General features: G+C 67.0%; 23 protein-coding genes and 1 pseudogene. 20 read left to right on the top strand and 4 right to left on the bottom strand.

What is annotated here, in order from left to right; genetic code table 11:
* Window positions 1-32: 32 nt before the first annotated feature.
* The 7 genes from QZY44_RS23085 to QZY44_RS23115 all read left to right on the top strand — a co-directional run bounded on the left by QZY44_RS23085 (window position 33) and on the right by QZY44_RS23115 (window position 7,008).
* Window positions 33-197 (top strand): hypothetical protein, encoded by a 165-nt coding sequence (locus QZY44_RS23085; protein WP_295453289.1) that lies wholly within the window; start codon window positions 33-35, stop codon window positions 195-197.
* Entirely contained in the window at window positions 175-753 is a 579-nt protein-coding gene (locus tag QZY44_RS23090; RefSeq protein WP_295453294.1) for a nucleotidyltransferase family protein, read from the top strand. Before QZY44_RS23085 ends, QZY44_RS23090 begins: the two co-directional genes overlap by 23 nt.
* A 165-nt stretch (window positions 754-918) precedes the next feature.
* Window positions 919-3,009, top strand: a complete 2,091-nt coding sequence (locus QZY44_RS23095; RefSeq protein ID WP_295453299.1) for an ATP-binding protein — start codon at window positions 919-921, stop codon at window positions 3,007-3,009.
* Entirely contained in the window at window positions 3,006-3,794 is a 789-nt protein-coding gene (locus QZY44_RS23100) for a response regulator (protein WP_295453302.1), read from the top strand. The genes QZY44_RS23095 and QZY44_RS23100 overlap by 4 nt, the downstream gene beginning before the upstream one ends.
* Window positions 3,795-4,103: 309 nt before the next feature.
* On the top strand, window positions 4,104-4,931 hold the full coding sequence (locus QZY44_RS23105; protein WP_295453307.1) for a transporter substrate-binding domain-containing protein: 828 nt from the start codon (window positions 4,104-4,106) through the stop codon (window positions 4,929-4,931).
* 37 nt (window positions 4,932-4,968) lie between these two features.
* Window positions 4,969-6,609, top strand: coding sequence for a GGDEF domain-containing protein (locus tag QZY44_RS23110; protein ID WP_295453312.1), 1,641 nt, complete (start codon window positions 4,969-4,971; stop codon window positions 6,607-6,609).
* A gap of 138 nt (window positions 6,610-6,747) precedes the next feature.
* Window positions 6,748-7,008 carry a hypothetical protein gene (locus QZY44_RS23115; protein ID WP_295453316.1) on the top strand — a complete coding sequence of 87 codons (261 nt, stop codon included), beginning with the start codon at window positions 6,748-6,750 and terminating at the stop codon, window positions 7,006-7,008.
* A gap of 50 nt (window positions 7,009-7,058) precedes the next feature.
* Here the strand turns inward: QZY44_RS23115 and QZY44_RS23120 are convergent, their stop codons facing one another.
* Window positions 7,059-7,223 carry a hypothetical protein gene (locus tag QZY44_RS23120; protein WP_295453319.1) on the bottom strand — a complete coding sequence of 55 codons (165 nt, stop codon included), beginning with the start codon at window positions 7,221-7,223 and terminating at the stop codon, window positions 7,059-7,061.
* A gap of 202 nt (window positions 7,224-7,425) precedes the next feature.
* Between QZY44_RS23120 and pncC the strand changes: the two genes are divergently transcribed.
* The 6 genes and pseudogenes from pncC (at window position 7,426) to QZY44_RS23150 (ending at window position 14,365) form a co-directional block, all read left to right on the top strand.
* Window positions 7,426-7,923 carry a nicotinamide-nucleotide amidase gene (pncC, locus tag QZY44_RS23125; protein WP_295453322.1) on the top strand — a complete coding sequence of 166 codons (498 nt, stop codon included), beginning with the start codon at window positions 7,426-7,428 and terminating at the stop codon, window positions 7,921-7,923.
* Window positions 7,916-8,437, top strand: a complete 522-nt coding sequence (gene thpR, locus QZY44_RS23130) for an RNA 2',3'-cyclic phosphodiesterase (protein WP_295453325.1) — start codon at window positions 7,916-7,918, stop codon at window positions 8,435-8,437. Before pncC ends, thpR begins: the two co-directional genes overlap by 8 nt.
* Before the next feature lie 878 nt (window positions 8,438-9,315).
* Window positions 9,316-10,425 (top strand): S-(hydroxymethyl)glutathione dehydrogenase/class III alcohol dehydrogenase, encoded by a 1,110-nt coding sequence (locus QZY44_RS23135; RefSeq protein WP_295453330.1) that lies wholly within the window; start codon window positions 9,316-9,318, stop codon window positions 10,423-10,425.
* Between the two features lie 11 nt (window positions 10,426-10,436).
* The gene (fghA, locus tag QZY44_RS23140) at window positions 10,437-11,273 is read left to right on the top strand and encodes an S-formylglutathione hydrolase (protein ID WP_295453333.1); all 837 of its coding nucleotides are present in this window, start codon (window positions 10,437-10,439) and stop codon (window positions 11,271-11,273) included.
* A 501-nt stretch (window positions 11,274-11,774) separates the two neighbouring features.
* Window positions 11,775-12,987: pseudogene (locus tag QZY44_RS23145) on the top strand (IS110 family transposase).
* A 280-nt stretch (window positions 12,988-13,267) separates the two neighbouring features.
* Entirely contained in the window at window positions 13,268-14,365 is a 1,098-nt protein-coding gene (locus QZY44_RS23150; RefSeq protein ID WP_295453336.1) for an NADH:flavin oxidoreductase/NADH oxidase, read from the top strand.
* 115 nt (window positions 14,366-14,480) lie between these two features.
* Here the strand turns inward: QZY44_RS23150 and QZY44_RS23155 are convergent, their stop codons facing one another.
* The gene (locus tag QZY44_RS23155; RefSeq protein ID WP_295453339.1) at window positions 14,481-14,951 is read right to left on the bottom strand and encodes a hypothetical protein; all 471 of its coding nucleotides are present in this window, start codon (window positions 14,949-14,951) and stop codon (window positions 14,481-14,483) included.
* A gap of 204 nt (window positions 14,952-15,155) precedes the next feature.
* Between QZY44_RS23155 and QZY44_RS23160 the strand changes: the two genes are divergently transcribed.
* Window positions 15,156-15,434, top strand: a complete 279-nt coding sequence (locus QZY44_RS23160; protein WP_295453342.1) for a hypothetical protein — start codon at window positions 15,156-15,158, stop codon at window positions 15,432-15,434.
* A gap of 525 nt (window positions 15,435-15,959) precedes the next feature.
* Here the strand turns inward: QZY44_RS23160 and QZY44_RS23165 are convergent.
* Both QZY44_RS23165 and QZY44_RS23170 read right to left on the bottom strand, forming a co-directional pair.
* Window positions 15,960-18,137 carry a tetratricopeptide repeat protein gene (locus QZY44_RS23165; protein ID WP_295453345.1) on the bottom strand — a complete coding sequence of 726 codons (2,178 nt, stop codon included), beginning with the start codon at window positions 18,135-18,137 and terminating at the stop codon, window positions 15,960-15,962.
* 82 nt (window positions 18,138-18,219) lie between these two features.
* Window positions 18,220-19,197 (bottom strand): PepSY-associated TM helix domain-containing protein, encoded by a 978-nt coding sequence (locus QZY44_RS23170; RefSeq protein ID WP_295453348.1) that lies wholly within the window; start codon window positions 19,195-19,197, stop codon window positions 18,220-18,222.
* Window positions 19,198-19,398: 201 nt separating this feature from the next.
* Here QZY44_RS23170 and QZY44_RS23175 point away from each other — a divergent pair, with 201 nt between their 5' ends.
* The 6 genes from QZY44_RS23175 to QZY44_RS23200 form a co-directional block, all read left to right on the top strand.
* Entirely contained in the window at window positions 19,399-20,094 is a 696-nt protein-coding gene (locus tag QZY44_RS23175) for a response regulator transcription factor (RefSeq protein WP_295453351.1), read from the top strand.
* A 5-nt stretch (window positions 20,095-20,099) separates the two neighbouring features.
* Entirely contained in the window at window positions 20,100-21,431 is a 1,332-nt protein-coding gene (locus QZY44_RS23180) for an ATP-binding protein (protein ID WP_295453354.1), read from the top strand.
* 297 nt (window positions 21,432-21,728) lie between these two features.
* Complete coding sequence (locus tag QZY44_RS23185) at window positions 21,729-23,192, top strand: GntP family permease (RefSeq protein ID WP_295453357.1); 1,464 nt, start codon at window positions 21,729-21,731, stop codon at window positions 23,190-23,192.
* 211 nt (window positions 23,193-23,403) lie between these two features.
* Window positions 23,404-24,741, top strand: a complete 1,338-nt coding sequence (locus QZY44_RS23190) for a ferric reductase-like transmembrane domain-containing protein (RefSeq protein ID WP_295453360.1) — start codon at window positions 23,404-23,406, stop codon at window positions 24,739-24,741.
* 173 nt (window positions 24,742-24,914) lie between these two features.
* Window positions 24,915-25,502 carry a Uma2 family endonuclease gene (locus tag QZY44_RS23195; protein WP_295453365.1) on the top strand — a complete coding sequence of 196 codons (588 nt, stop codon included), beginning with the start codon at window positions 24,915-24,917 and terminating at the stop codon, window positions 25,500-25,502.
* Between the two features lie 44 nt (window positions 25,503-25,546).
* The coding region (locus QZY44_RS23200; protein ID WP_295453369.1) for a GNAT family N-acetyltransferase at window positions 25,547-26,161 on the top strand (615 nt) is incomplete at its 3' end.

Genomic DNA, 26,161 nt, shown 5'->3' on the forward strand with positions numbered 1-26,161 from the left:
GGCATTGCACCGATCCGCTGGCCGATGCGCGCATGCTCGATTGGCTTGGGGTCTATCGGCTGGCTGCGGCCGAGATGGTAGCGCCCAGTCTGTACGCGGCCCTGGCGGCGCGGGGGCGGCTGGACGCGGTCCCGACGCCGGTGCGCGCCGCCCTGGCGGAGCTGCATCGGCTCAATGCTGCGCGCCCTGCTGCGTGAGACGGTGCGGTTGCTCAATGCCGCCGGGATCGTCCCGATCCTGCTCAAGGGCGCCATCGCCCTGTTGCTGGGGCAATATCCCCAGGCCGCGGCGCGGATGATGACCGATCTGGACCTGGCGGTGCCTGAGCCCCAGACCGGGGCCGCCGCTTCGGCCTTGCGCGGTCACTGCTGGAATTCGCGCACCTGCGGGCCAGTGCGCAGGCCAGTGCCCTGGACTGGCCCGCGCTGTTGCGGGACCTGGACCGTCTTGGCGCCGGCGATGCCGTCCGCGCCGAGCTGCTGGCGGTGCGGAGCCTCTTCGGTCAACCGCTGCCCGACGGCGTCCGGCCGAGCTCTGCCGCGCGCCGCGCTGCGTGCCGCGCTGTGTTCCGCTTGGAACCATCCCCGCTTGGGCCGATGGCGGGAGCGGTTCATCAAGCCCTACCGCGGTCTGCTTGCGCTCCCGCGCCGTCTACGCAGGCTCCCGCGCTGCCTGCGGCCCTCCGCCTGGCATCCGGCGAAAGTTTCCTACCTGCGTCGGCGGTGGTTCCAGGGGCTACCCGTCGGCGACTAGGGTGGGGCGGTGCCCGGAGGTGGACTTGCCGGTCTGGCGCGGCACCGCGGGTGCGTCAGGCGCGCGCGACGCCTTTGCCGGCCGGAACTGGGGCGGTAATTCCCCCCCCCAAGAGTTGTCGTCTTGCTGCATCATACGGGCCCAACACGAGGACCTGTATCCCCCATGCCCGCCGCCACCATGCCACCGACCCCGCCACTCCTGCCGGACCTCCAGGTCCTGCGCCAACGGGCGTTCGACCAGGTCATGCTGATCTTCGCCGTGCTGCTGACCGTGGCCGGCGCCCTGTCGTTCTATCGCAATCTGTCCATCGACTGGAATCCGCAGGTTTTGGTGAACCTGGTGGCGGTGCCACTGGCGTGGTTGCTGATTCTGGGGCGCCGACACCTGCCCTATCGCCGGCGGGTGGTGCTCCTGATCCTCGGGCTCTGGGGCCTGGCGATCAACGCCATGCTCATGGTCGGTCCGGCGGCCAATGCCAAGTCGCTCGTCATCCTCGTCGTGCTGGTAACGATGCTGTTCCTGAGTCCGCGGGCGGGCTGGCTGAGTGTGGCCATTGGGGCGGCTATCCTGGGTGCGATCGGGGCCGCGGCCGTGACCGGCCTGGTCAATTTCGACCTCGACTATCCGCGCTATGTCCGGGCGCCGTCGGTCTGGCTCAACACCGTCTTCACCTTCACCGCCTATAGCGCCGTTACCGCCTTCATCGCGGCCCGGCTGCTGCACTCGCTCAACGCCACGGTCCAGGCCCTGAACGCCCAGACGGCGACGCTCCACGAGACCCAAGGCCGGCTGCGCACCGCGCTCAATCACCAGCGGGCCATCTTTAGCAACAGCTCCGCCGGCATTGCACTGATCGACGGCGCGCGCACCATCCTGGAGCCCAACCCGTGTTTCTGCGAATTGCTCGGCTATCGACCCGAGGCGCTGATCGGCCAGTCGACCCGGCTGATCCATCGTGACGGGGCCGCGTTCGCGGCGAGCGCCGAGCGCTTCTACAGCGGGCTGCGGCGGCAAGGCGCCCACAGCGAGGACATCGAGGTCCGCCGCCGTGACGGCTCTTGCCTCTGGACGCACGCCAGCCTGAGCGCGCTGGACCCCGCGGCCGTGCAGGCGGGCGCGGTCCTGGTGCTGGTGGATATCGACCAGCGCAAGCGCGCGGAATTGGCCCTGGCGGCGGCCAAGGACAGAGCCGAATCGGCCACCCGGGCCAAGAGCCGCACGCTGGCCACCGTCACCCACGAATTGCGCACCCCGCTGCATTCCATCCTGGGGTTTGCCGAGGTCCTCGACCGCATGGACGGGCGCGACGCCGAACTCGACGGCGACTCGCCGCCGCGGCCCCGCCAGGCACTGCTGGCCACCATCGCCCGCAACAGCAGCCACCTGTTGGCAGTGGTCAACGACGTCCTGGATCTGGAGCGCGGGCGTGTGACCCTCGACCTGCGCCCGACGGCCCTGCATCCCCTGCTCGGTCACTGCCTCGGCGATCTGGTCCCGCTGGCCGACATCAAGGGGCTCAACCTGCGCCTGGAACTCGCCCCCGGGCTGCCGCCCTGCGTGCGCCTCGACGGGCGGCGGCTGACACAGGTCTTGATCAACCTGCTCGGCAATGCCATCCGGCTCACCGTGCGGGGCGAGGTGCGGCTAGCTGCGGCGGCGGACGCCGACCCCGCCACCCCGGGACAGGTCGAGCTGCGCCTCACCGTCGCCGACACCGGCCCGGGCATTGCGGCCGCGGAGCAGGAAAGGCTCTTTGCCGCCGTGGTCCCCACGGGGCCTGACACCGCCGCCGGCGTGTCGCCGGAGCGCGGACTAGGACTCATCATCAGCCAGGGACTGGCCCGGCAGATGGGCGGGCGGATCGAGCTCGACAGTGCCCCGGGCGCGGGTAGCCGCTTTACCCTGATCTTACCCGCGGTCGCGTTGGCGCAGTGTGAGGACGGCGACGCAGCGGACGCGGCGGACCCGGGCGCCGAGCCCGTGACCGGGCCGCCAGCCGCCGGCGCGCTCCCCCCGCCGTCCGAGGCCCTGGCGGAATTGCGCGCGCTGGCGGAGTTCGGACGCACCACCCGCATCGAGGATTGGTGCCGAGACTGGTCCGCCCCCGAGCGCCGGCCGGCCTTCGCGGCGCGCGTTCTGCGCTTGGCCCACGCCTTTGAGCACGCCGCCATCATCGATCTGGTGGACGCCGCTGCCGACGCCGCGGCGGCCGACGCCGCGGCGGCCGACCCCACCGAAGGGCGTGGACCATGATCGACGTGCCCATCGACGCCACTATCCTGGTCATTGACGACGAGCCGGACAACCTGCGCTTGGCCCTGGAGATGCTGCGCGGCCACGGGCTGGAGATCGCAAGCGCCCGCGACGGGGCCGCCGGGCTGCGCATCGCGCAGCGGTTGCGGCCGGATCTGATCCTGCTCGACATCTGCATGCCCTGCCTCGGTGGCTTCCAGGTCTGCCGGCAACTCAAGGCGGACCCCGCAACCCGCGATTGCCCGGTGATCTTCCTCACCGCGCTGGACCGGATCGAAGACAAGGCCCAGGGCTTTGCCGCGGGCGCCGTGGATTACATCACCAAGCCCTTCGACGCCCGCGAGCTGCTGCTGCGCGTCGCCAACCACCTGCGGCTGGCCCGACGTATCGCGGCGACGCAATCGGGGCACCTGCGGCCGCCGCCCGAGGCCCCCGCCGCGCCGCCGGACCGACCGCTTGCGACCCTGCTCAAGGCCCGTAACCTCCTGCTCAGCGACCTGCGGGCACCGCCCGACCTCGATACTCTGGCGAGTCACTGCGCCACCAATCGCACCAGCCTGCAGCGCCTGTTCCGGGCGCACTTCGGCCTGAGCGTCTTCAGCTACCTGCGCGAGCAGCGGTTGCAGCACGGGCAGCGCCTGCTCGAACAGGGTGGGCAGCGCGTCGACACCGTTGCCGAGGCTGTCGGCTACACCAACGGGCGCGATTTTGCGCGTGCCTTCAAGCAGCGCTTCGGCGTCGCCCCGGGCGCTTGGCCGGGTCACGCCGACCCTATCGCCTCGTAAAGATGCGCTGCGCTGGCGTGAGGACGGTAACGGTTGCGCCATGTCCCGATGACGCGCGCTGCCAAAATGTTGCGGCGCTGCGCCTAGAGCGTGCCGCGCTGCGCTGTTGCTATGACCTGACTCCGACTATGCTGCGAATTGCTTGAGTCGCCGCTGGCCGCGCCCCCGGCTGAGCGCCAAGTCTCAGAAGGCTCTTCTTCGGCGGCGATATCCTTATCTGAAGCGAGTCCCTGACCGCCGGAGGCCATGATGCACACACCCCGCGCGCGCGCTTTCCCGACGCGTCTGCTCGTTCCCGGCGTCCGCCCCATGAGCGCCCCGCCATCCAATGGACTCATCCGCCTGCTGCTGTTGCTGCTGCTCGGGTTCGGGGGGCTTTCTGGTGTGCTGGCAGGTCCGGTCGATTGCGGTGACCGACCCATTACCTTCGCCTATTACAAATACGGCTTTTTCTATTATGAACAGGACGGCCAGGGCCGGGGTTTCGACCTGGACCTCATCGCTGAGTTGACGGCGCGTACCGGTTGCACCTTTACCGCCCAAGTTATGCCGCGCGCACGCGTCTGGGCGGACCTGGAAAACGGCCAGCTCGACATGAGTGCGGCTGGTGTGCAGACCCGGGAGCGTGACCGTTTCGCCTGGTTTGTGCCTTACTTCATTACCAAGAACTATGTGCTGATACGCGCGCCCGCTCTGCGTACGGTGCATAGCGCGGCGGATTTTCTGGCGCAGCCTGCACTGATATTCGGCGTCGTGCGCGGGTTCAAACATGGTGAGGCCCAGGACCAGTGGCTGGAACAGTTGCGCCGCAACGCGCGCATCGAGGAAAGCGCCGGCATTGACGTGCTGCTGGAGAAACTCAAGCGCGGCCGGATCGACGGCCTGTTTGCCCAGCCCCCGGTTTACCAGAAGATCATTGCTGACCTTGATCTGGCGGGTGAGGTGGTGGTGCAGGATTGGTTTGGCGATGATCCCGGGATCCGCGGTAACCTGATTTTGGCCAAGAGCCGCTTTTCCGCGGCGGATGCCCAGCGGTGGCAGGTCCTGGTGCGCCAACTGCGCGACGACGGTACACTCAAGCGCATCTTCGCCGCTCACATGCCGGCGACAGAGGCCGAGCAGTTGCTCAATTTCTAGTGGCCCAACGGGTGCCCCGCAGCACCAGAGGCAGCGGATGACGGGTGTCTTTCACTCCCTGACTGGACGCCTCTTCAAGCGGGTGTTCGGCGGCTATGTCGTCCTGGCCATCGTCGTGACCGGCATTCAGCTGGCGCTGGAATATCGGTCGATCCAGCAAACCATCGCACACGATCTTGCCTCGCTTGCACAATCCTTCAATGGCGGCGTCACTGGTGCGCTGTGGGAGTTGGACGGTGCGTTAGTGCAGACCATGGCGCAAGGCATCGCTCAGTCGTCGATTGTCACGGGCGTGCGCGTGGCGTCCGCTGATGGGGAGGTCACCGTGGCGATCGGCGCAATTCCTCCCCTTATCAGCGCGAACGTGGGCGGCCTGCTGGCCCCTTTTCAGTTCGATGCCAGGCCCTTGATCAAGTCAACGCCGACGGGGACGCGCCAGCTCGGGGAACTGACGATCTATGCGGATCGCTCTGTGGCGATTGCCCGCATCAAGTACAGCTTTCTTGTCATCTTAACCAACTCAATCATCAAGACGGCTGGGCTGTGGGTGATTTTTCATCTGGTCATATCGCGCAGTCTGGCGCGCCCTTTGTCGCAATTGACCCAGTTCGTTTCCCGACTGGAATTCGCCGCGCAATCGCATGAGCCGATGACGTGGGACTACCCCCATCGCGATGAGTGGTGGAGGTTGCTGCGAGCGATGCGAAAGATGCAGGAGCGGATGTATGCCGCGCGCGAAGAGTTGGCGCAGATGAATTCCGGGCTCGAAGTGATGGTGAAGGCCCGCACGCAGCAGTTGGCCGAGGCGCTCGACTTCAGCGAGACCATTCTGCTCAACTCGCCAATACCGATGGGCGTCTACGCCGCTGGTGGTCACTGCGTGCTGGTGAACGAGGCCTATGCCGGATTCGTCGGGGCGACCCGCGAGGCCCTGCTGGCACAACAGTTTCACACCATCCTCGCCTGGCAGCAAAGCACCCTGCTGGGTGACTGCCTGACGGCCTTGCGGTTGCAGGTGCCGCGGCAAGGCGAGGTCAATACCCTGACCTCCTTTGGCAAAGAGGTGTCGTTCGAGTATCGTATCTTGCCGACCCAACTCAAAGGTGATGACTATCTCCTGGTGCAATTCTTCGACCTGACCGCGCGCAAGCGCATGGAGGAGGAACTTCGCCATCTCGCCTTCCATGATTCGCTCACCCGGCTGCCGAACCGCCGGCTGCTGCTGGATCGACTCGAGCGGGCATTACGCATCGGTCAACGTCAGTTGAGTCATCTCGCGGTGCTGTTCCTCGATCTCAACAGATTCAAGCAACTCAACGATACGCACGGCCATGATGTCGGGGATCAACTGCTGGTGGAGGTGGCGCAGCGCCTGCGGCAGGCGGTGCGCGACGGCGATACCGTGGCCCGCCTCGGCGGCGATGAATTCGTGGTGTTGTTGGAAGGATTGGCGAAGGATCTGGGCCGGGCCACCGTGCAGGCCACCGCGATTGCTGAGCAGATCGAGGCGGCATTGTGCGCCGAGTATCTGCTCGGCAGCGTGAGGCATCAGGGTTCGGCCAGCATTGGCATCACCCTGTTGCGCGGCCAGGACCTGGACCCGGATCAGGTCCTCAAGGACGCGGATGCCGCAATGTATAAGGCCAAGCGGCGCGGTCGGGTGGCGGTGGCGCAGTGAAAAACGGCATTACTGCAACAGCCCAGATCTGGAATGACTGCGGCCGATTTTTCCTCGGCCCTGACCAGCCGAGCACGGCCGTATCCTCCCTGGCGACCTTCAGGGTCGCTATGTCCCCCAGTGCAGCTTTGGGCAGCGATGCGCTGGGGTCTCGCCCTGGACATGACCCCGACCTCCAAGCCGCAGCTCGGCCCCATGTTGGCGCCCACCTGGGAGACCTGGGCGCCGCCGAAGAAGACTCGCGCCCGGTCCTGCGGCACCGACACCGGGCGGTTCAGGGTCAGGGTGCTACCGGGCGGGATCGGCGTCCAGGGACCGCCGGCCGCTTCCTCGACCAGCGTCGGCCGACAGCCGGCGAGCCCCATGGCCGCGGCCAGGACTGCGGCCACTGCGGATTGATACGAACACCACAGACCCATCGGCTTGCCCTCCGTTCAATCTTTCCAGGTCTACCGCTTCGTCTGGTGCTCAGCGAGCAGCAGCGCGGGTGCGCGGGACGCCATACTGGTCATGGTGTCATCGGCCGGGTTGTTGAGTATCAAGGGGACTCGGGCGCCGACCACCACCCCGGCCGCGCTGGCGTCCGCCAGGTGGATCAACTGCTTGACCAGCATGTTGAATGATGGTCGATGGCAGCGTGATTCCCGAGTGGGGGGGGCGGCGCGTGAAGGCTAGAATAGTAGCCCGAGGCGCAGTAGCCGCTGTCGGCGACCGTGCGGCGAAAAAGACTGGATGCGGTGCGCGATCACCGTGCTGCGCCTGGCGCCGTGAGGGCGCGCCTTATCCACCCTACAAATCAGCAAAGGCGCTCTACCCATGACCGAATCGCTCGATCCACTGGCGGCCCGTCTTGGTCAGGCTCTGTTGACTCAGGGCCTGCTCCTCGCCACGGCCGAATCTTGCACCGGCGGCTGGATCGCCAAGGTGGTCACCGACATCGCCGGGAGCAGCGCTTGGTTCGACCGCGGGTTCGTGACCTACAGCAACGCTGCCAAGACCGACATGCTGGGGGTGCGCTCCGCGACCTTGGCGGCCCACGGGGCGGTGAGCGAAGCGGTGGTCCTGGAGATGGCGGCGGGTACCTTGGCGCACAGTGAGGCGCAGGTGGCGGTGGTCGTGAGCGGCATCGCCGGACCCGACGGGGGCAGCGAGGACAAGCCCGTGGGCACGGTCTGGTTCGCCTGGTCGGTCCCGGGTGCACCGCCTTGGGCGCGGTGCCTGCAATTTGTCGGCGACCGGCGTGAGGTGCGACACCAGGCGGTACGCCTCGCCATTGAAGTGCTGCTGGAGCGGCTGGCGGGGCACGGTGGCTGAGCGCTGGTTTTTCGGGTTGTGGCCGGACCCGGCGACGGCCAAGGTCCTGGCCGCGCGGGCCCGACCACTGATCCCGCCCGGCGCCCGCGCGGCCCATCCGCTTGATCTGCACCTGACCTTGCGCTTTCTGGGTGAGTTGAACCCCGACGCATTGCGGGCGGCGCAGCTGGTGGGGGACACGGTGCAGGCCGAGTCCTTCTGTCTGCATTTCGATCAGGCCGGTTGTTTTGCGCGTGCCGCGGTCCTGTGGTGCGGGCCGACCCAGACCCCTACCGCCTTGTTGGAACTGGTGACCCGGCTGGAGCGGGGGCTCGCCGCCCAGGGGTTCGTGCCTGAGACTAGGCCCTACCGCCCGCATCTGACCCTGGCGCGCAAGTTCCGCGGGGCTACGCTGGGTGAGTGGGGTCCCGCTGTAGACTGGGCGGCGCGGGAGCTGGTGCTTGCACGCGGGTGCGCCGGGCAGGTGCCGCGCTATGTCGCGGCGTACCGCTGGGCGCTTGGGACCGGCGGCTGAGCCTGCGCCGGCCGGGCCGGGCGGCCCCACGGGCATCGTGTGCGGCGGGTGTGCGGCTACCAGCGCCGCCGGGACGATGGTGCCCAGGTTCGCGGCGTGCGCACAGATCCCATTCGGCTGATCGAAAACGACCCAATCGATTACCTGGCGGCGGGCGAGAGGGCCTGCCGGATCAGCCGGACTACGAGGTGCAATCCAGGTCAGTGGTGGCCGGGGCGTTGCGTGTCCAGGACGAGGTCATCCGCCATTACCGCTTCGCTGCCCTGGGTTGCAGCAGTCGCCCCCGCACTCGGGAAAGACCTCCGGGGACGCGGCGAGGTCCCGGGCGGCGTCGCCGGTGGCCAGCGGGGCATCTCGGCGAATACCTTGCGGTGTGCCGCGCGCAATCCGGAGCAGCAATCCGTGCTCCCCCATTGGCAGCCGGTACTTGCGGTCTCCGCCAAGACTCCCATGAGGGCCGCCTTTTGCACCTCGTCCAGGGGTTGGGGCTGCGCCCAGCATTGTACGGACGGCCGCCTGAACGGCGGACCCGGCGGCCCCAAGCAAGGCATAGGCGGCGGCTGTCAGGGGCGGGATCTTCATCGTGGGATCGCTCGCATGGGAAGAATCAATGGATGTCCGGGCGAGGCACGCACTGGTGCTATCGCGGCGCTGCGCCAAGGAGCCCTTAGGGCGCAAGGCCGAAGGCGGTTGCGCTGGGTCGATGCCCTCGCAATGGCGGATCGCCCCGAGGCCCTTGACTGCTGGTGGTAGCCGATCCTCTCCCAAACCCCAGTCGCGGCATGCCATCGCGAGGGCGCGGTGCTGTACTCTTCGCCCTCTGCTACGTGCCTCGCCGGCTCGCAGCCGGCACCATCCAGCCCCCACCGGAGATGACCATGAAAGCCAGAGCCGCCGTTGCCTGGGAGCCCGCGCGCCCCCTGTCCATCGAGGAGATCGACGTCGAGGGTCCCAAGGCGGGCGAGGTCCTGCTCAAGGTCGTCGCCTCCGGGGTCTGCCATACCGACGCCTTCACCCTGTCCGGGGCCGACCCGGAGGGCGCCTTTCCGTGCGTGCTGGGCCACGAGGGTGGCTGCGAGGTGCTGGAGTGCGGACCCGGGGTGACGGGCCTCAAGCCCGGCGACCATGTGATCCCGCTCTATATCCCGGAGTGCGGCGAGTGCGCCTATTGCCACTCCACCAAGACCAACCTGTGCCAGTCGATCGCCGCCACCGTCTGGACCGGCTACATGCCGGACGGGACCCGGCGCTTTTCCCAAAACGGCAAGCCGATCTTCCATTACATGGGCTGCTCGACCTTCTCCGAATACACGGTGGTGCCCGAGATCGCGCTGGCCAAGATCAACCCGGCGGCGCCGCTGGACAAGGTCTGCCTGCTCGGCTGCGGCATCACCACCGGCATCGGCGCGGTGTTGAACACCGCCAAGGTCGAGGCCGGCGCGACGGTGGCCGTGTTCGGCCTGGGCGGCATCGGCCTGTCGGTTGTGCAAGGCGCGGTGATGGCCAAGGCCGGGCGGATCATCGTCATTGATGTCAATCCCGCCAAGTTCGAGATGGCCCGCCTACTCGGTGCGACCGATACACTCAATCCGAGGGAGCTCACCGGCAGCGTCACGGAGGCCATTGTGGAGATGACCAACGGCGGCGTGGACTATTCGTTTGAGTGCATCGGCAACGTGGACGTGATGCGCGAGGCCCTGGAGTGTTGCCACATGGGCTGGGGGGTGTCGACCATCATCGGCGTGGCCGGCGCTGGGCAGGAGATCCGCACCCGGCCATTCCAGTTGGTCACCGGCCGCACCTGGAAGGGCACCGCCTTCGGCGGCGTGAAGGGCCGCAGCCAACTGCCGGGCTATGTCGATCGCTACCTGGCCGGCGAGATCGAGGTGGACCGCATGGTGACCCACACCATGCCGCTGGAGGACATCAACCGCGCCTTCGATCTGATGCACAGCGGCGAGAGCATCCGCTCCGTCATCCTGTTTTGAGCACGCGCCCAATGCAACAGATCGAACAGATCCGCGAATTCGGCGGCTGGCTCAACCGCTATACCCACGACTCAGAGCGTTGCCGGTGCCCGATGACCTTTTCGGTCTATCTGCCGCCGCAGGCGGAGGCTGGCCCTGTACCCGCCGTGTATTTCCTCTCCGGCCTGACCTGCACCGACGACAACGTGCGCGTCAAGGCTGGCGCCCAGCGCTATGCGGCCGAGTTGGGTCTCGCGCTGGTGATGCCGGACACGAGCCCCAGGGGGTTGGACGTGGCCGACGCGCCGGAGCGTTACGACCTGGGTCAGGGCGCCGGTTTCTACGTGAACGCCACCCAGGCGCCCTGGGCCGCGCACTATCGGATGTTCGACTATGTGAACCTGGAACTGCCGGCCCTGTTGGAGCGCGAATTGCCGCTGATTCCGGGGCGCCGCTCCATCATGGGTCATTCCATGGGCGGCCACGGCGCCTTGATCAGCGCGCTCAAGCTCCCGGGCGTCTACCACTCGGTATCGGCCTTTGCGCCGGTCTGCCACCCGGTCGATTGCGGCTGGGGTCGGGGCTGTTTCAGTGCCTATCTGGGCGATGACGAGGCGCTATGGCGCGCCTGGGATGCGACCGAATTGATCCGTGCGGGTGCCGAACCGATCTCCTTGCTGATCGACCAGGGGACCGGCGATGAGTTCCTCGCCGCCGGCCAGCTCAAACCCGAGGCCCTGGCGCGTGCCTGCTCGGCCCGGGGCTTTCCACTGACCCTGCGGATGCAGCCCGACTACGACGACAGCTATCACTTCATCGCGACCTTCATCGGCGAGCATCTGGCTTACCATGCGCGGGCATTGGCGTGAGATTGCTGGTATCTGGCTGCGGGCCTTGGTCGTCGTTCCGGCCATTGGAGGTCGAGGCTTTAGCCGGCCCGGTGCACAGGCACCACGGACTTCTCTTTGATATGTCAGGGGCTGCCACCGGCTAACGGCCATGGTGCCCGCGCCACCCCGCAAGATGAAAGTTGCGGGCGCCTTGGCCGTTCCCCCCACCCCGCCCTCCCCCAATAGGGGAGGGAGAATTGGAGCGCGCTCCCGGCGCGACTTTCACGGTAACGGCCATGAAGGGGGTTCCCGACACCCCGGAACATGAAAGATACTGCACGGGAGACGACGGAGAAAGGTCGATCAAGCTTTTGGCGATTTGATCCCGATCGGTAACGTGACCAGCCAGCACTGCTTCGTACCCCGGAATGGCTCGTTGTAGACCGCACGGTAAACCGACCCAGGCGCCCTGCGCCTGAGGTGAACTCAGTGTTGGCATTCGTCGTCTCCTGTGTCAACCATTACACCCAGGGGGCCATCATGGACCTGTCACCGATTTTCCGTTGCGCCGCCGCGCTGGATGTCCACCAAGCCAAGATCACCGTGTGTGCTATCTGAGGATGCGACCGGCCAGGTGGTGGCCGAGCTGCGGGAATTTGGTGGTTTCAAGCGTGACCGTCGCGCGATGGCGCAGTGGGTGGCCTCCTTCAAGCCGGACGTGGTGGTGATGGAAAGCACGGGAATTTACTGGAAGAGTCCGTATGCCGCACTGGAGCAGGTGGGGATTCGCGCACTGGTGGTGAACGCCCGGCACGTCAAGCAGGTCCCAGGACGTAAGACGGACCTGGCCGATGCCCAATGGCTGGCGATTCTCGCTCGCAGCGGATGGCTGCACGGTGGCTTTGTGCCTCCGGCCAACTTACGTGAACTGCGCCTGATCGCCCGCCAGATGCAGACGCTCACCGGCATCCTCGCAGGGGAGAAGAACCGTCTGCACAAAGTGTTGACGGATGGCGGTATCCGCTTGAGTGTGGTCGTCAGCGATCTGCATGGGAAAGCGGCGTGGGCCATGATCACGGCGCTGGTGGCGGGCGACACCCCGTCACAGGTCTTGCACCATGCCAGCCAGCGTCTGAAGGCGACGGAGCAAGAATTGCTCGATGCCTTGGACGGGGATCTCAGCGAGTCCCATCGCTTCGTCCTCGCCCAAGTGATGGATCACGTGGATGATTTGGAACGGCGCATTGCCTGCTTTCGTGCCAAACTGTTGGCCGGGCTGGCGCCACAACAGGGGTTGTTGAACGCCTTACAGACCATCCCCGGACTGGATGAATTGGGGGCGGCCCTGCTGCTGGTGGAAATCGGCGATGACATGCAGGCGTTTGGGACGGCGGAGAGGCTGGCCTCGTGGGCGGGGGTCTGTCCGGCCAATCATGAGTCGGCGGGCAAGCGCCAGAATGGCAAACAGCGCAAAGGCAATCCCTACGTGCGCCGGCTGTTATGCGAAGCGGCCCAGGCCGCCAGCCGGACCCGTTGCGGCCTCGCGGAGAAGTTCAAGGCGCTGCTCGTGCGTCGCGGACGCAAACGCGCGATATTCGCGCTGGCTCACAAGTTGTCAAAGTTGGTCTTCATTATCATCCCCCGTGGCGATTATTACCGGGATGCCACGGTCGATTATGAAGCCATGAGCGTGGCCCGTAACGCCCCACGCTGGATCAAGATGCTCACGAAGCACGGCTACCTCGCCGCCTGAACAGCCGGCCAGGGCCGCAGTTTTTTCCGGGCCGTCCAAGGGCCAGGGCGGAGCTTCGTCCGCAGCGCCCCAATCTTTCACGGTAAGCCTCGACCTCCGGTGGCATGCGGACCGCCACTGGCCGAAACGATAATCAAGGCCTGGCTGCGCACCAAAACACCCGTAGTGACTAAAACACCATCGCTTCCGCTGGCGGCCTTGGGCGGTCGTCGCTACGCGGCGCGCCGGTCACCTGATAGTATAGGGTTGCGCGAACCCGAATCGTCAACGGAGCTGCCCGATGTCCGCATTATTCAACCCCTTCACCCTCAAGGGCGTGACCTTACGCAACCGCATCGCCATTCCGCCGATGTGTCAGTATATGGCGGTCGACGGGCTGATCAACGAGTGGCACCGTGTTCATCTGGCGGGGCTCGCGCGCGGTGGCGCCGGGCTGGTCATCACTGAGGCCACGGCGGTGTCTCCGGAAGGCCGGATCACCCCGGGCTGCGCCGGGATCTGGAGCGACGCGCTGGCGCAGGCCTTCGCCCCGGTGGTCGCGTCGATCAAGGCAGCGGGTGCGGTGCCGGGTATCCAGATCGCCCATGCCGGGCGCAAGGCGAGCGCCAATCGGCCATGGGAAGGTGACGACCATATCGCCGCCGAGGACCCGCGCGGCTGGCCGACCATTGCCCCCTCGGCGATCGCCTTCGGCGCCAATCTGCCCAAGGTGCCGCAGGCGATGACGCTCGGGGATATCGCACGGGTACGCCAGGACTTCGTTGCGGCTGCCGCCCGTGCGCGGGAGGTCGGCTTCGAATGGCTGGAGCTGCACTTTGCCCATGGCTATCTCGGTCAGAGCTTTTTCTCGCCGCATTCCAATCATCGTGCGGATGCGTATGGCGGGAGCCTCGAGAATCGCAGTCGCTTCCTGCTGGAGACGCTGGCGGCGGTGCGTCAGGTGTGGCCCGGGCACCTGCCACTGACGGCCCGCTTTGGTGTCATCGAGTATGACGGACGCGATGATGAGACACTCGCCGAGTCCATCGAACTGGCGCGCAATTTCAAACGTGAAGGGCTGGACATGCTGAGCGTCAGCGTCGGCTTCTCCACCCCGGCGGCTACTATCCCCTGGGCGCCCGCATTCCTGGCGCCGATTGCGGAGCGCGTGCGTCGCCAGGCGGACCTTCCGGTGGCGTCGGCCTGGGGCATCGATACGCCGGAACTTGCCGAGCGCGTGGTCACGGATGGCCAACTCGATCTGGTGATGGTGGGTCGTGCGCACCTGGCCAATCCTCATTGGTCCTACTATGCTGCCCGTCAGCTCGGGATCGAACGTCCGGCCTGGGTACTGCCGGCGCCTTACGCCCATTGGCTGGAGCGCTACACGGTCAACTGAGCCCCACGCCCGCCGACGACCACCGCCTGATCACCCGGAGCAACGGGTCTGCGGTGGCAGGCCTGCCCGATGACCACCAATCGGCCGCGCGGATCGCGCCCGCAGGCGATGGACCCTAGTACACGAATCCCAGCGCGGTGCGCAGCGTGACGGCGTCGCCGATGAAGCGGACGGACGTGATGGTCCCGTCCACCGACTCCATCAGGGTCACCTTGCCCGGGGCGCGTGGCAGCATGGCCGTCTCAGCAGCGGTTCGCCCCAGCAACATCGGGTATGGCCGTTTACGCATCTTTGGCAGCGCGAAGGCCGCGGCCACCAGCCCCGGCATCCCGCTGATGTCGGCGACGTAGCGTACCTTTGCGGCGTCGAGTGTCTGTGCGGTCTGGCCGTCGAGTGCGGTCTCGACCACTGCCGAGGGCGTGCGTTCGGCGGCGAAGATCAGGTAGTGTGTGCCGGGTGTGACGGTCTGAGGTGCATCATGCTGGTCCTTCAGGGTCAGGACGGGCAGGGGGGAACCGACCTGCAGCGTGGCAGCGGCGAGGAGTGCGGAGAACAGGAGTAGGGAGATAAGAACGGCGGTTTTCATGGAATAGGCTCTGCTGCTGTGGTCGTGCTGGTGACTCTACAGCGAATATGATGTCGTCGGCATCGCGCGCAAACCACAGCAATTTGGGATCAGCCGCCACGGGGTCGCTTGCTTGCACCGCCATGCGCTACCACGTCCGTGAAACCAAGCAAGGTTGGCGATCCTGCACCGTGGTTATGGGTATCCACCACGACGGAGCCACTCATGATTGCACCAACCGCCGGCCGTCTCCTGCTCAGCTATCTGGGGCTGGTGCAATTTCTGTTTCTGCTGACCTGGGCGGTTTACGCGATCTTTCTCGGCGATCTACTCGTGAGGCTCGGCTTGCCGAAGGAGTTCGCGCCGCGTCGGCTCCTTCTCCGCGCACCTCATCCTGCCGTTGGCGGCGCCGCTGTGGGGAACTGGGGCGCTGCTGTGCCTGACCTGGCTGCGGGCGCCATCCGGTGCGTCGTCCCTGACCTGAGTGTCATCCTGGCGGCATGAGCGTAGGTGTGCGCGCGATGGCGGATCGCCCTGCGGTTATCCGTTGCAGTTTGCCATACAGAGAGTCTGTTGCGTCTCGCAATTTATCGTGCAGTGTTCTTGCATTGCGGCACAATTCTCTAAGCATTGAATATCCCCCAACATGCACGACTCGGTGCACTGCGCTTCGATCGGGATGCAATTGCCCGCGCACTGCCTTTGCCGGGCGGCGCATTTTCCCGTGCACGCGCGGAACAAGTCCGAGTTAGCTGCGAGGACCAGGCGTCCGGCGTGATGCGTTTTTTCCGCGTAGCCTTGGTACGCTGTATCGAAATTACCCGTATCGTTCCCGGCGATAACGATGGCGGAAAACAGCGCAAATAGGACAGTTGACAGAACGATACGCTTCATGGGTTGCTTGCGTCACTTGGTGAATGAGTACCTAGGATACGCCTGGCAGGCTAAAAAGCGAGGGGTCCAGGCTCAGGTGCTTGGTGAAAAAGGCCGTTGAGCCTGGTGTCTCTTGGTCCCTAAGGCCGCCGATGGCTATTTTCGTGGCTTTGCCTTCTTGGCGGTGCCGCCCTTCTTGAACGAGGGGATACGAAACCCGGGACGTTTGATCCGGCTGAGGAGTTGGGCCGCGTTCAGGGTCTGCGGGTGCTTGGCGCCGAGGAGTTGCCGGAAGAGGTCGTAGGCGGCCTGGGCCTGCGAATAGGCTTCGTTGGTCTTGCCGAGCTTCAACAGATAGCCCGCGGTGGTTTGCAGACCCCTGGCCGTGGCGGGGTGTCGCAGGCCGAACAGTTCGTGGTAGATGGCAAGCCCCTGTTGGGCCAGATCCAGGGCGTGCTGCTGCTCGCCCTGCGCGCTCAAGTAGGTGGCCATGGTGTTGAGGCTGATTGCCGTGTCGGGGTGCCGGTCGCCGAAGAGGCTGCGGTGGATGGTCAGGGCCTCCCCGGCCAGTTCCAGTGCCCGCTGCGGCTCGCCCAGGGCATTAGTGAAATAGGCGACGCTCGCCAGCGACGCGGCGGTCGCTGGATGGTTGTCGCCGTAGAGGTCGCGGTGGATGGCCAGCGCCTGGCTTGCCATGTCCAGGGCGTGTTGCTGGTTGCCGAGGTTATAGGTGTAGGTGGCGATGTTGCTCAGCGACACGGCGGTGTCGGGATGCCGCTCGCCATGGAGTGCGCGGCGGATGGCGAGCGACTGCTCGGTCAGTTCCAGGGCGCGCAACGGGTCGCCGAGCATGTCGGCGTAGTGGGCACAATTGGCGAGCGACCTGGCCGTATCCGGATGCTCATCACCATAGAGCCCACGGCGCAGCGTGAGTGCCTGCTGCACCTCTTGCTGTGCGCGCTTCGACTCCCCGAGCGCGTCCAGCGCGAAGGCCAGGTCATGGTGCAGGCAGGCCAGCAGTGCCTGGTCATCACACCCGTGCTGTTTGTGTTCGGCCAGTCCCTGTTCAAGCAGCCGCCGGACCTCCTCCGGCTGGCCGCGCTGCAAGGGCACATAGATTCCAAGCCAGCTGAGCCGGGTGGCAAGCGTTGGTGCACATTGCACGGCGTGCTTATGCCATTCACGCAGATGGTCCAGCTCGGCCTCGAAGCGCGGCAGCTGTTGCGGGTCATCAAGCAGGGGGCTGAACCAGGCAATGATCCGCGCGCACTGTTGCGCCGCCCAGTCGGGCCGATCGGCGATCGGCGCCTGCTCGCGGCGGGACTGCGCGACCCGCCGGTGCAGGGCATAACGGTCGGTCCCCGGCACCGGCCGGAGGATGGCGAGCTGCGTGCCGAGCTCCAGCGCGGCGGTGAGTTCGGCGCCGTCTGCGGCTCCCACCATCGCGACCAGCAGGTCGCGACCCATGGGTGCCGGAGCACTCCAGGCGAGCACGTCCAGGACGGCCGGCAAGAGCGGCTGCTTGGCGCAGCCCTCCATCCCGATGCGCAGGACGCAATCCAGAACCGCCCCGTGCCCGCTGTCCTGGCGTAGCCGTTGGAGAGAGTCCTGGAACCGCATCGCGCCATGCGCCAGCTGGGCGCCGGCCAGTTCCAAGGCCAGCGGCAGGCCGTCCAGGGTGCGGGCAATCTCGCGGGCGGCGGTGAGTTCCGCGTCGCCATCCGGGGCGCGGCCGGCCGTCTGGATCAGTAGCCGCAGGGCTGCCGCCGGGTCCAGTCGATCGATGACGACCGCCGTGAACTGCGGTTGCCCGGTGTGGCTGGTAATCAGGATCTGTGTCGTCGTGGCCGGCTCGGGCAGGTAGTCGCGCAGCGCCGCCGGGTCTTGCACGTTGTCGAAGACGATCAAGCAGTCCGCGACGCTGCGCAGCCGGTGGCGGGTGATCTCCAGGACGTAACGGCGTTCGGACTCGGGCGCGATCCAGCCGGCCTTGACCGCCAGGTCCGCGAGTTGGGCCTCTAGGTCCCCATCGGCAGATAGCCAGATGACGCCGTTGGGATACTGATCCCGATAGCGATAGGCGTACTCCACGGCCGTCTGGGTCTTGCCCAGGCCGCAGAGGTCGGATGCCGCCGGCTGGGTGATGTTGGTCCGGCGCCTGGCGCTGAGCTGTTGCCGCACTTCTTCCAGCACCGTCTCCTGGCCGATGAACCGATCGCCCAGCTGCCGGTAGGGGACCGAAAAGACCGGCCGGCGCGGATCGTAGTCGGCGACGCCCTCGGGAGCCGCATCAGGGGTGAGATCGGTCGGGTTGGTGCTGTGGTCTACGGTCATTCTTCAACTCCAGGCGGATTGGCGCGGGCAGTATAGTGAATTTTCTTGCGACACCGCGCCTGCGGTGTCCCGCCCTCCACACTTAAGCGAGTTTCGGATCTCTGGACGATGCGACCCGACACGCCTGGGGCCGCCGTTGCGCCGCGACGCGGCCGCTACGACGTGCTTGCGACCGGCGGCGCAGCCAGGAATAGAGCCCCGTGACCGTGACTCCCATCAGGGCCAGGGCGGACACCAGATTGAGCACACCCGACCAGGCGCCGGCCCAGGTGCCTTCGTGCACCTCGTCCACCCAGCCGGGCTCCCCGGTGAGCGCGACCTGGCCGTTGGCCTGCACCACATGGAGCCGCTCGCCCGCGGATGACGTCGTCTTGACCATGGCAGCGCCTGCCTGAAAGCGCCGTGCCATGAGGATGGTGCCGTCGGCGGGCAGCGGCACGGCCTGGATCGCCTGCGCCAGTGAGATCGGCTCACCGGGTGCGAGTGCGGGTAACGCCGGCTTACCCACATGCAACGTCATCAGCAGTCCGGTCACCGGCAGCAACGCGAGCAGCGGCAACGCGAACCAGCCCATGCCACGGTGCCAGCCGCCGAGGGTGTTGCGCAATTTGGGCAGGCCAAACACGAGTCCGGCGGCCAGGATGGCGACCAGGGCATAGGTGGCGATCTCCACCAGCAGGCCCGCACCGATCAGCAGATTCTTGTGCAGACTCAGCGCCACGGCGAACAGGTCGAAGTCCTGGCTGGCGGGGGCGGCCCGCGTCGCGACCTCGAAGGTGCCCGCCACGGCCGGGTCTTTGGACTTCAGGCTGATGGATCGGCCATCGGCCGAGAGACTCACCGCGGCGGCCCGGCCGGCCGGATCGATGGCGTCGAGCGCCGCGGCGACCGCGGTGACGCTGGGTCGGGCGGACTGCTGCGCGGCGCTGCCGGCGCCCAGGATCGGCTTGAATGCGAGGATGGCCCCGGAGAGCAGGATGAGCAGAAAGACCGGGGCCAGCCCGAGGGCCAGCCAGCGGTGAGCGATCAAGAGCGGGCGCTTGAGTTGTTTCGGAAACATGGTGTGGGTCCTCGGCAGAATTGAACAGGGGCTCCCGCGATCGTGGCGGGATGCTGTTACCTTAGCCGGGGGGCGCGTTAATCCGGGTTAGTCTTGTGTAAAATCAGGTAAAGATGTGCAAGAACAGGTTAAAGCCCTTGGTTTTCAAGCACGGATCGCGATGATGGTCGACTTGTATGGCAACTGCAGCGGGTGGCGGCGATGACGCAGGTTCTATTGGTCGATGACGACCTCGAGCTGGGCGAGATGTTGAAGGAATATCTCGACCGCGAGGGCCTCACCGCGACGGCCGTGCAGGACGGGGAGACCGGCGTGCGTCATGCCCTCTCCGGCGACTATGCACTCGTGGTGCTGGACGTGATGATGCCGGGGTGCAACGGAATCGAGGCGCTGCGCCGCATCCGTGCACAAGACCGGCGGCTGCCGGTCCTGATGCTCACGGCCAGGGGCGACGACGTGGACCGCATCGTCGGCCTGGAGCTGGGCGCCGACGACTATGTGCCCAAACCCTGCACCCCACGTGAACTGGTGGCGCGCATCCGGGCCATCTTGCGGCGCACCCAGGGGCCGGAGCCGGCCAGTGCCTCGTCAGGCCCCTTGACGGCCGGGGGGGCACTGACGCTGTGGCCGGAACGCCGCGGCGTGGAGTGGCAGGGCGAGCCACTCGAACTCACCAGTACCGAGTTCAATCTGCTGGAGGTGCTGCTGCGTCATGCCGGTCGGGTGGTGAGCAAGCAGGAGCTCTCGCAGCAAGCCCTGGGCCGCCCGTTGGCCCGTTACGACCGCGGTATCGATGTGCACCTGAGCAGCATTCGGCACAAGCTCGGACTGGACGGCGAGGGGCGTTCGCCGATTCAGACGGTGCGCGGCCTGGGTTACCAGTTGGTGCGGGAATGAAGGGCATGGGGCGGCTGTTCTGGAAATTCTTCCTCGCCTTCTGGCTGGCGCTGCTCGTGGCCAGCCTGGGCGTGGGCACCGCCGTCTGGCTCCACCAGCAGGCGCTCGCGACGAGCGGGCAGGAGTTGGCGGGCGGGGGCCGCGCGGCCTTTCTGGTGTCGGCCGCCGCCAACGTCTTCCGGCATGGCGGCCGTCCGGCGTTGCGCGATTTCCTGGATGAATCGCGCGCCCTGCAGGCGGGCGCCCATGTCTATGTGGTCGATGAGGCCGGGCAGGAACTGCTGGGGCGGACGGTCCCCCTGGACTTGCTGGCGCAGGCCCGCACGCTGGCGCAAGCGGATCGGGAACCGCGGATTGCCCGACTGGAACGGGTGGCGGACCACGACTATCTGTTTTTCCTGCCTGCCGATGGCCATGAGCCGCTCCATCACATGCCGCTCGCGCTTCCGATTGGCATCGGCATCCTGGCGAGCCTCGCCTTCAGCGCCTGGCTCGCCTGGTATCTGTCGACCCCGATGCGCCACCTGCGCGGTGCCTTCGACGCCGCGGCGGCGGGTAGCCTCGACACGCGCATCGGCCCGCAGATGGGGCGGCGGCGCGACGAAATCGCCGATCTCGGGCGCGATTTCGACCGCATGGCCGGGCAGTTACAGGCCCTGGTCAGTTCGCAGCGACGGTTGTTGCACGACGTCTCCCACGAGCTGCGGTCGCCCTTGGCGCGCCTGGAGGCCGCCATCGGCCTGGCACGGCAGCGCCCGGGGCAACTCGATGACACGCTCGATCGCATCGAACGCGAGGCGGTGCGACTCGATCAACTGGTCGGAGAGCTGCTGACCCTGTCACGGATGCAGGCGGGGATGGCGCGGGCCGCGGACGAGGCGGTCGACTTGGTCGAACTGCTGCGCGCGGTGGCCGACGATGCCCGGTTCGAGGCGCAGGCGTCCGGGCGTGAGGTCCGGTTCGTCGGTGAGGGCGAGGCGCTGGTCAACGCGAACGTCGAGCTCCTGCACCGCGCGCTGGAGAACGTGGTCCGCAATGCGGTCAAGTTCACGGGCGAAGGGAGCGCGGTCGAGGTGGAAATTACCCGGCAGCCCGACCACAGCCGGCTGTTGGTGACCGTCTCAGACCGTGGCCCCGGCGTTCCCGAAGGAGAGTTGCAGGCCATCTTTGAACCATTCTTCCGCAGTGAAACCAGGGCCAAGACCGCCGGCTTTGGCCTGGGGCTCGCCATCGCCCGGCGGGCCATCGAGACGCATGGCGGGACCATTCGCGCCCGCAACCGCCCCGGCGGCGGGTTGCAGGTCGAGATCGTCCTGCCGGTGGCGGCTTCCGGCTGAATACGGACGCTGAGGCGGGGCATGACTGGGCCGCCCAAGGTACAAGCGCTATCGAACGACTGGCCTTTCCGGTGTGGCCCACATGGCGTAGTTTTTGCTTATATCAGTTCTTTGCCGCGGCTGTGGGACAAACGCCCCGGCCGTTCATCGGAACGGGATTTTCACGCGTGATACAGTTTCTTGATCGATCGGGTACGACCGCACGGCCGGCACCCGCAGCACCCTATTGTCCGGGCACGGCCCGGCCCGCGGTGCGCCCCCTCACCCATGGCCCCCAGGCCGGACGCGGGGTGTTCAATGCCGCCTGAGTACCGGGGACTGCTCGGCATCCTGGCCGGGCTTGCGCTCCTGATCTGGCTCGCCTATCGGGGGTGGAGCGTCCTGCTGGTGGGCCCCGCGGCGGCCTTGCTGGCCGCGGCCTTCTCCGGTGCGCCCTTGCTCGCCAGCTGGACCCAGACCTTCATGGAGGGCGCCGCCGGCTTTGTCGCCAAGTTCTTTCCGATCTTCCTACTCGGCGCGATCTTCGGCAAGCTGATGGACGACAGCGGCTCGGCGCTTGCTATCGCCCGCACCCTGACCGATCGGCTGGGGCGCGACCGCACCATCCTGGCCGTCGTGCTGGCCTGCGCCCTGCTGACCTATGGCGGGGTGAGCCTGTTCGTGGTCGCCTTCGTGGTGGTCCCGGTGGCGGTGGCCCTGTTTCGCCAGGCGAATATTCCCCATCGCCTGATCCCGGCCACGGTGGCGCTGGGCGCCTTCACCTTTACCATGACCGCGATGCCCGGCACGCCGTCGATCCAAAACGCGATCCCGATGCCCTATTTCGGCACCACCCCCTTTGCCGCGCCCGGCTTGGGGCTGATCGCCGCCGCGATCATGCTGGGCTTCGGCCTCTGGCGGTTGGGCCGGGTCGCGGCCAGGGCGCGCCGCCGGGGTGAGGGCTATGGTCCGAACGGGAGCCACGCGGTCGGTGCCGGGGATCAATTGGCGCGCGAGCGGGTGACTACGACCGACACCTTCGACCTGGCCGAGTCCGCCCGCGGCCACCAGAGCGCGCACCTGCCCCCGTTCTGGCTGGCGGTTCTGCCGATGCTGGTGGTGGTGGCCGTCAATCTGACGATGAGCCTGGTGGTGTTGCCGCGGCTCGCGACCGGATTCCTGGCCGAGAAGCGCTGGGGGGCGACCTCGTTGGCGTCCGTCGGCGGCATCTGGGCCGTGGCGAGCGCGCTCCTGGTCGCGATCCTGGTGCTGATCCTGGTCAATCGGCGACGCCTGCCCGCGCTGCGCAAGAGCGTTAACGCCGGTGCCAACGCCTCGGTGCTGCCGGCGCTCAATACCGCCAGCGTCGTCGGCTTCGGTGCCGTGATCGCCGCGCTGCCGGCCTTTGCCTTGATCAGCAAGGCCTTTCTGGCGGTGGGCGGGGGACCTTTGGTATCGCTGGCGGTCGCCACCAACGCCATCGCCGGCATCACCGGCTCCGCGGTGGGCGGCCTGATGATCAGTCTGCAGGCCCTGGGCCCGACCTACGTGCACCTGGCCGCGCAGGCGGGGATCGCGCCCGAACTGATGCACCGGGTGGCCGCCATCGCCGCGGGTGGGCTCTCCAGCCTGCCGCATAACGGGGCCGTGGTGACCCTGCTGGCGATCAGCGGCGCCACCCACCGCGGCAGTTATCGCGATGTGGCCATCGTGATGCTGATCGGGAACCTGCTGGCGCTGACCACCATCATCGGGCTGGGGCTCGTCTTCGGCGCGTTCTGAGCGATCGGCCGGGCGGTGGGTGCCTGCGTGCCGCCGGCCGACGCCTGTCGGCTATCGCACAATTACGGCTGGATTGTGCGATCTGCGACACGGGGGGCATGGAGTATGACCCGGCGACGTATCATGGTGGACCGCCCCGCGGGCATCCGCCCTTGCCCTGCCTGCGCCCCCCTGGCCCGCTGACCCACCCGACCCTGGATCGCCACCGCACATGAACCGCATCCGCAACGTCCTGATCGTCACGCTCGTCGCCGTCTCCGCACTCTGGGCGCTGGCAGACACGCCGCTGCCTCAGCCGCTCGGCTGGTTCAGTTTCCGCAGCGTGTTCGTCCAGTACACCGGGATCATCGCGACCGTCGCGATGAGCGTCGCGCTGCTGTTGGCGCTGCGCCCGCAGTGGCTCGAGCGGCGCCTTGCCGGGCTGGACAAGATGTACCGGCTGCACAAGTGGCTGGGCATCACGGCGCTGGTGGCCGCCGTGCTGCACTGGTGGTGGGCGCTGGGCACCAAGTGGATGGTCGGCTGGGGCTGGCTGACGCGCCCGGTGCGGGGTCCGCGCCCCGATCCGTCGCAACTCGGGGGCGTCGAGGGCTGGCTCAGCGGCCAGCGCGGACTGGCCGAATCGCTCGGGGAATGGGCATTCTATGCGGCGGCCCTGCTGCTCGTGCTGGCCCTGGTCAAGCGCTTCCCGTATCACCTGTTCCGCCAGACGCACCGCTTGATGCCGGTGGTCTACCTGGTGCTGGCCTGGCATGCCCTGGTGCTGACCAAGATCGACTACTGGCGGCAACCCATCGGCTGGGTGCTGGCCCTGCTGCTCCTGGCCGGCAGCATCGCCGCGGTGTTGGCGCTTTTTGGCCGCATCGGCGCCGGACGCCGTGTACCCGGCACCATCGAGGCGCTGACCCACTACCCGGCAATCGATGTACTCGAGTCGCGGATCGCCTTGCCGCACGGCTGGCCCGGTCACGCCGCCGGTCAGTTCGCCTTCGTCACCTCGGACGCCCGCGAAGGCGCGCACCCCTACACGATTGCCTCCGCCTGGAACCCCGACACACCGGGCATCACTTTCATCACCAAGGCGCTGGGCGACCACACCAGCCGCCTGCGTGGGCGACTGAAGGTCGGCATGCCCGTGACCGTGGAGGGACCCTACGGCTGCTTCGACTTCGAGGACGGCAAGCCGCGGCAGGTCTGGATCGGTGCCGGCATCGGGATCACGCCCTTCATCGCCCGGATGCGGCAACTCGCAGACAGGCCCCAGGCCACGGTGATCGACCTGTTCCATCCCACCGCGGTCCATGAGCCGGCCGCGATCGACAAGCTGGAGGCCGATGCGCGGGCGGCCGGTGTCCGACTCCACCTGCTGGTCAGCGGCAAGCATGGCCGGCTCGATGCCGAGCGCATCCGTGCCGCGGTGCCGGACTGGGCGGCGGCCAGCCTCTGGTTCTGCGGGCCGCCGCGATTCGGCCAGGCGCTGCGCCGGGATTTTCTCGAGCAGGGCCTCGCGCCGCGGGATTTCCACCAGGAACTGTTCGAGATGCGCTGAGCGCGAGACCGCCCAACTTTGCAATTGCTGACTCAAACCCCGGGACGCGCGAGTTGATGCCGCGTCTCATCCCGGCCGCCTTGCGTCGCCCGACCGTGCTATGGATGACGCTCAACCCTGAAGTGAAGTAATCTGAGCCGGGCTTCCAAATTCCCGTGGGCAGACCAACGCCGATGAACGCCATCCAACCAAACCGCGCGCATCCTACCGAACCGGTCGCCTACCGCCTGACGGTCGATGCCTATCACCGCATGATCGAGGCCGGCATCTTCGCCGAGGACGACCACGTCGAGCTGATCGAGGGGGAGCTGCGCGCCATGCCGCCCATCAATGCCGGTCATGCCGGTAAGAACAAGCGCCTCAACCAACTCTTTTCCCGCCGTGCCCAGGACCTGGCCATCGTCGCGGTCCAGGACCCCTTGACGCTGCCGGAGCACTCGGAGCCTGAGCCGGACCTGATGTTGCTGCGTCCCCGTGACGACTTCTACGAAGGCACCAACCCCACCCCGGCCGATACCCTATTGGTCGTCGAGATTGCGGACACCTCGTTGCGGTACGACCGCAATACCAAGCTCCCGCTATATGCCCGACATCGGGTTCCAGAGACCTGGCTCATCGACCTCAAGCGGCGCCGGATCGAGCTGTACCGGGACCCGGGACCGGACGGTTATCGCCAGGTCCTGCTGCCGGATCGGGAGCAGTTCATCGCCCCGGGACTGCTGCCTGAAATGCGCATCCAGGTGGCCGAGCTGTGGGCCTAGGCCAAGGGCGTCCATTCGGCACCGAACCGCGGAGGGTCTAGCCAATGGATCGACCCGATGCGCCCCCCACAATCGATGACGATGACCCGACCGACCGCGCGGTCTCCGCCCTGGTCGCCTTTCTTGCCAACGTCTCCCTGTTCTTGCCGGTGGACCCGCAGAGCGAATCGGAGCGCCGCTTGTGGCGGGCCTGTGAGCTATGCACCTATCTGGAGTACCGGTTCGATGACCCGCCGGACCCCCGCTCGTTGTCGGACGACGCCATCGCCGACTGGGCGCGGCGCGGGCTGACGCGCGAAGAGCGCCCCGGCGATCCGGCCAGTCTCGGCGACTATCACCCCTACTGGGTGACCATCGACGGACGCACCCTGGGCACCGTGGCCCTGGCGATCCGGGACCCTGGTTGGGGCCAGTGCAACCTCTGGATTGCGGGCCTCTATCTGTTCCGGGAGGAGCGCCGGGGCGGCTACGGCACCCTGATCACCGCGACCCTGGAGGGCATGGCGCGCCACCTGGGGTTCGGCGCGGTCCGGTTGGACACCGATTGGTTGTGGCAAGGCGCCGTTCGTTTCTATCTCCGGCAGGGATTCTGGGTCGCCAACTGGAAACGCGGCTTCGCTCCGTTTGCGCAGCCCGGCACTCCGCTTCGCTCCGTTTGC

The sequence above is a fragment of the uncultured Thiodictyon sp. genome, assembly GCA_903837595.1.
Taxonomy (GTDB): domain Bacteria; phylum Pseudomonadota; class Gammaproteobacteria; order Chromatiales; family Chromatiaceae; genus Thiodictyon.

Coding starts and splice junctions, on each gene's coding strand:
- QZY44_RS23160 (WP_295453342.1), top strand. CDS start 15,156: ATGATTGCACCAACCGCCGGCCGTCTCCTGCTCAGCTATCTGGGGCTG.
- QZY44_RS23110 (WP_295453312.1), top strand. CDS start 4,969: ATGACGGGTGTCTTTCACTCCCTGACTGGACGCCTCTTCAAGCGGGTG.
- fghA (WP_295453333.1), top strand. CDS start 10,437: ATGCAACAGATCGAACAGATCCGCGAATTCGGCGGCTGGCTCAACCGC.
- QZY44_RS23165 (WP_295453345.1), bottom strand. CDS start 18,137: ATGACCGTAGACCACAGCACCAACCCGACCGATCTCACCCCTGATGCG.
- QZY44_RS23085 (WP_295453289.1), top strand. CDS start 33: ATGCTCGATTGGCTTGGGGTCTATCGGCTGGCTGCGGCCGAGATGGTA.
- QZY44_RS23100 (WP_295453302.1), top strand. CDS start 3,006: ATGATCGACGTGCCCATCGACGCCACTATCCTGGTCATTGACGACGAG.
- QZY44_RS23190 (WP_295453360.1), top strand. CDS start 23,404: ATGAACCGCATCCGCAACGTCCTGATCGTCACGCTCGTCGCCGTCTCC.
- QZY44_RS23115 (WP_295453316.1), top strand. CDS start 6,748: ATGCGCTGGGGTCTCGCCCTGGACATGACCCCGACCTCCAAGCCGCAG.
- QZY44_RS23105 (WP_295453307.1), top strand. CDS start 4,104: ATGAGCGCCCCGCCATCCAATGGACTCATCCGCCTGCTGCTGTTGCTG.
- QZY44_RS23155 (WP_295453339.1), bottom strand. CDS start 14,951: ATGAAAACCGCCGTTCTTATCTCCCTACTCCTGTTCTCCGCACTCCTC.
- QZY44_RS23180 (WP_295453354.1), top strand. CDS start 20,100: ATGGGGCGGCTGTTCTGGAAATTCTTCCTCGCCTTCTGGCTGGCGCTG.
- pncC (WP_295453322.1), top strand. CDS start 7,426: ATGACCGAATCGCTCGATCCACTGGCGGCCCGTCTTGGTCAGGCTCTG.
- QZY44_RS23185 (WP_295453357.1), top strand. CDS start 21,729: ATGCCGCCTGAGTACCGGGGACTGCTCGGCATCCTGGCCGGGCTTGCG.
- QZY44_RS23195 (WP_295453365.1), top strand. CDS start 24,915: ATGAACGCCATCCAACCAAACCGCGCGCATCCTACCGAACCGGTCGCC.
- QZY44_RS23170 (WP_295453348.1), bottom strand. CDS start 19,197: ATGTTTCCGAAACAACTCAAGCGCCCGCTCTTGATCGCTCACCGCTGG.
- QZY44_RS23150 (WP_295453336.1), top strand. CDS start 13,268: ATGTCCGCATTATTCAACCCCTTCACCCTCAAGGGCGTGACCTTACGC.
- QZY44_RS23135 (WP_295453330.1), top strand. CDS start 9,316: ATGAAAGCCAGAGCCGCCGTTGCCTGGGAGCCCGCGCGCCCCCTGTCC.
- QZY44_RS23175 (WP_295453351.1), top strand. CDS start 19,399: ATGACGCAGGTTCTATTGGTCGATGACGACCTCGAGCTGGGCGAGATG.
- QZY44_RS23095 (WP_295453299.1), top strand. CDS start 919: ATGCCCGCCGCCACCATGCCACCGACCCCGCCACTCCTGCCGGACCTC.
- QZY44_RS23090 (WP_295453294.1), top strand. CDS start 175: ATGCTGCGCGCCCTGCTGCGTGAGACGGTGCGGTTGCTCAATGCCGCC.
- QZY44_RS23120 (WP_295453319.1), bottom strand. CDS start 7,223: ATGCTGGTCAAGCAGTTGATCCACCTGGCGGACGCCAGCGCGGCCGGG.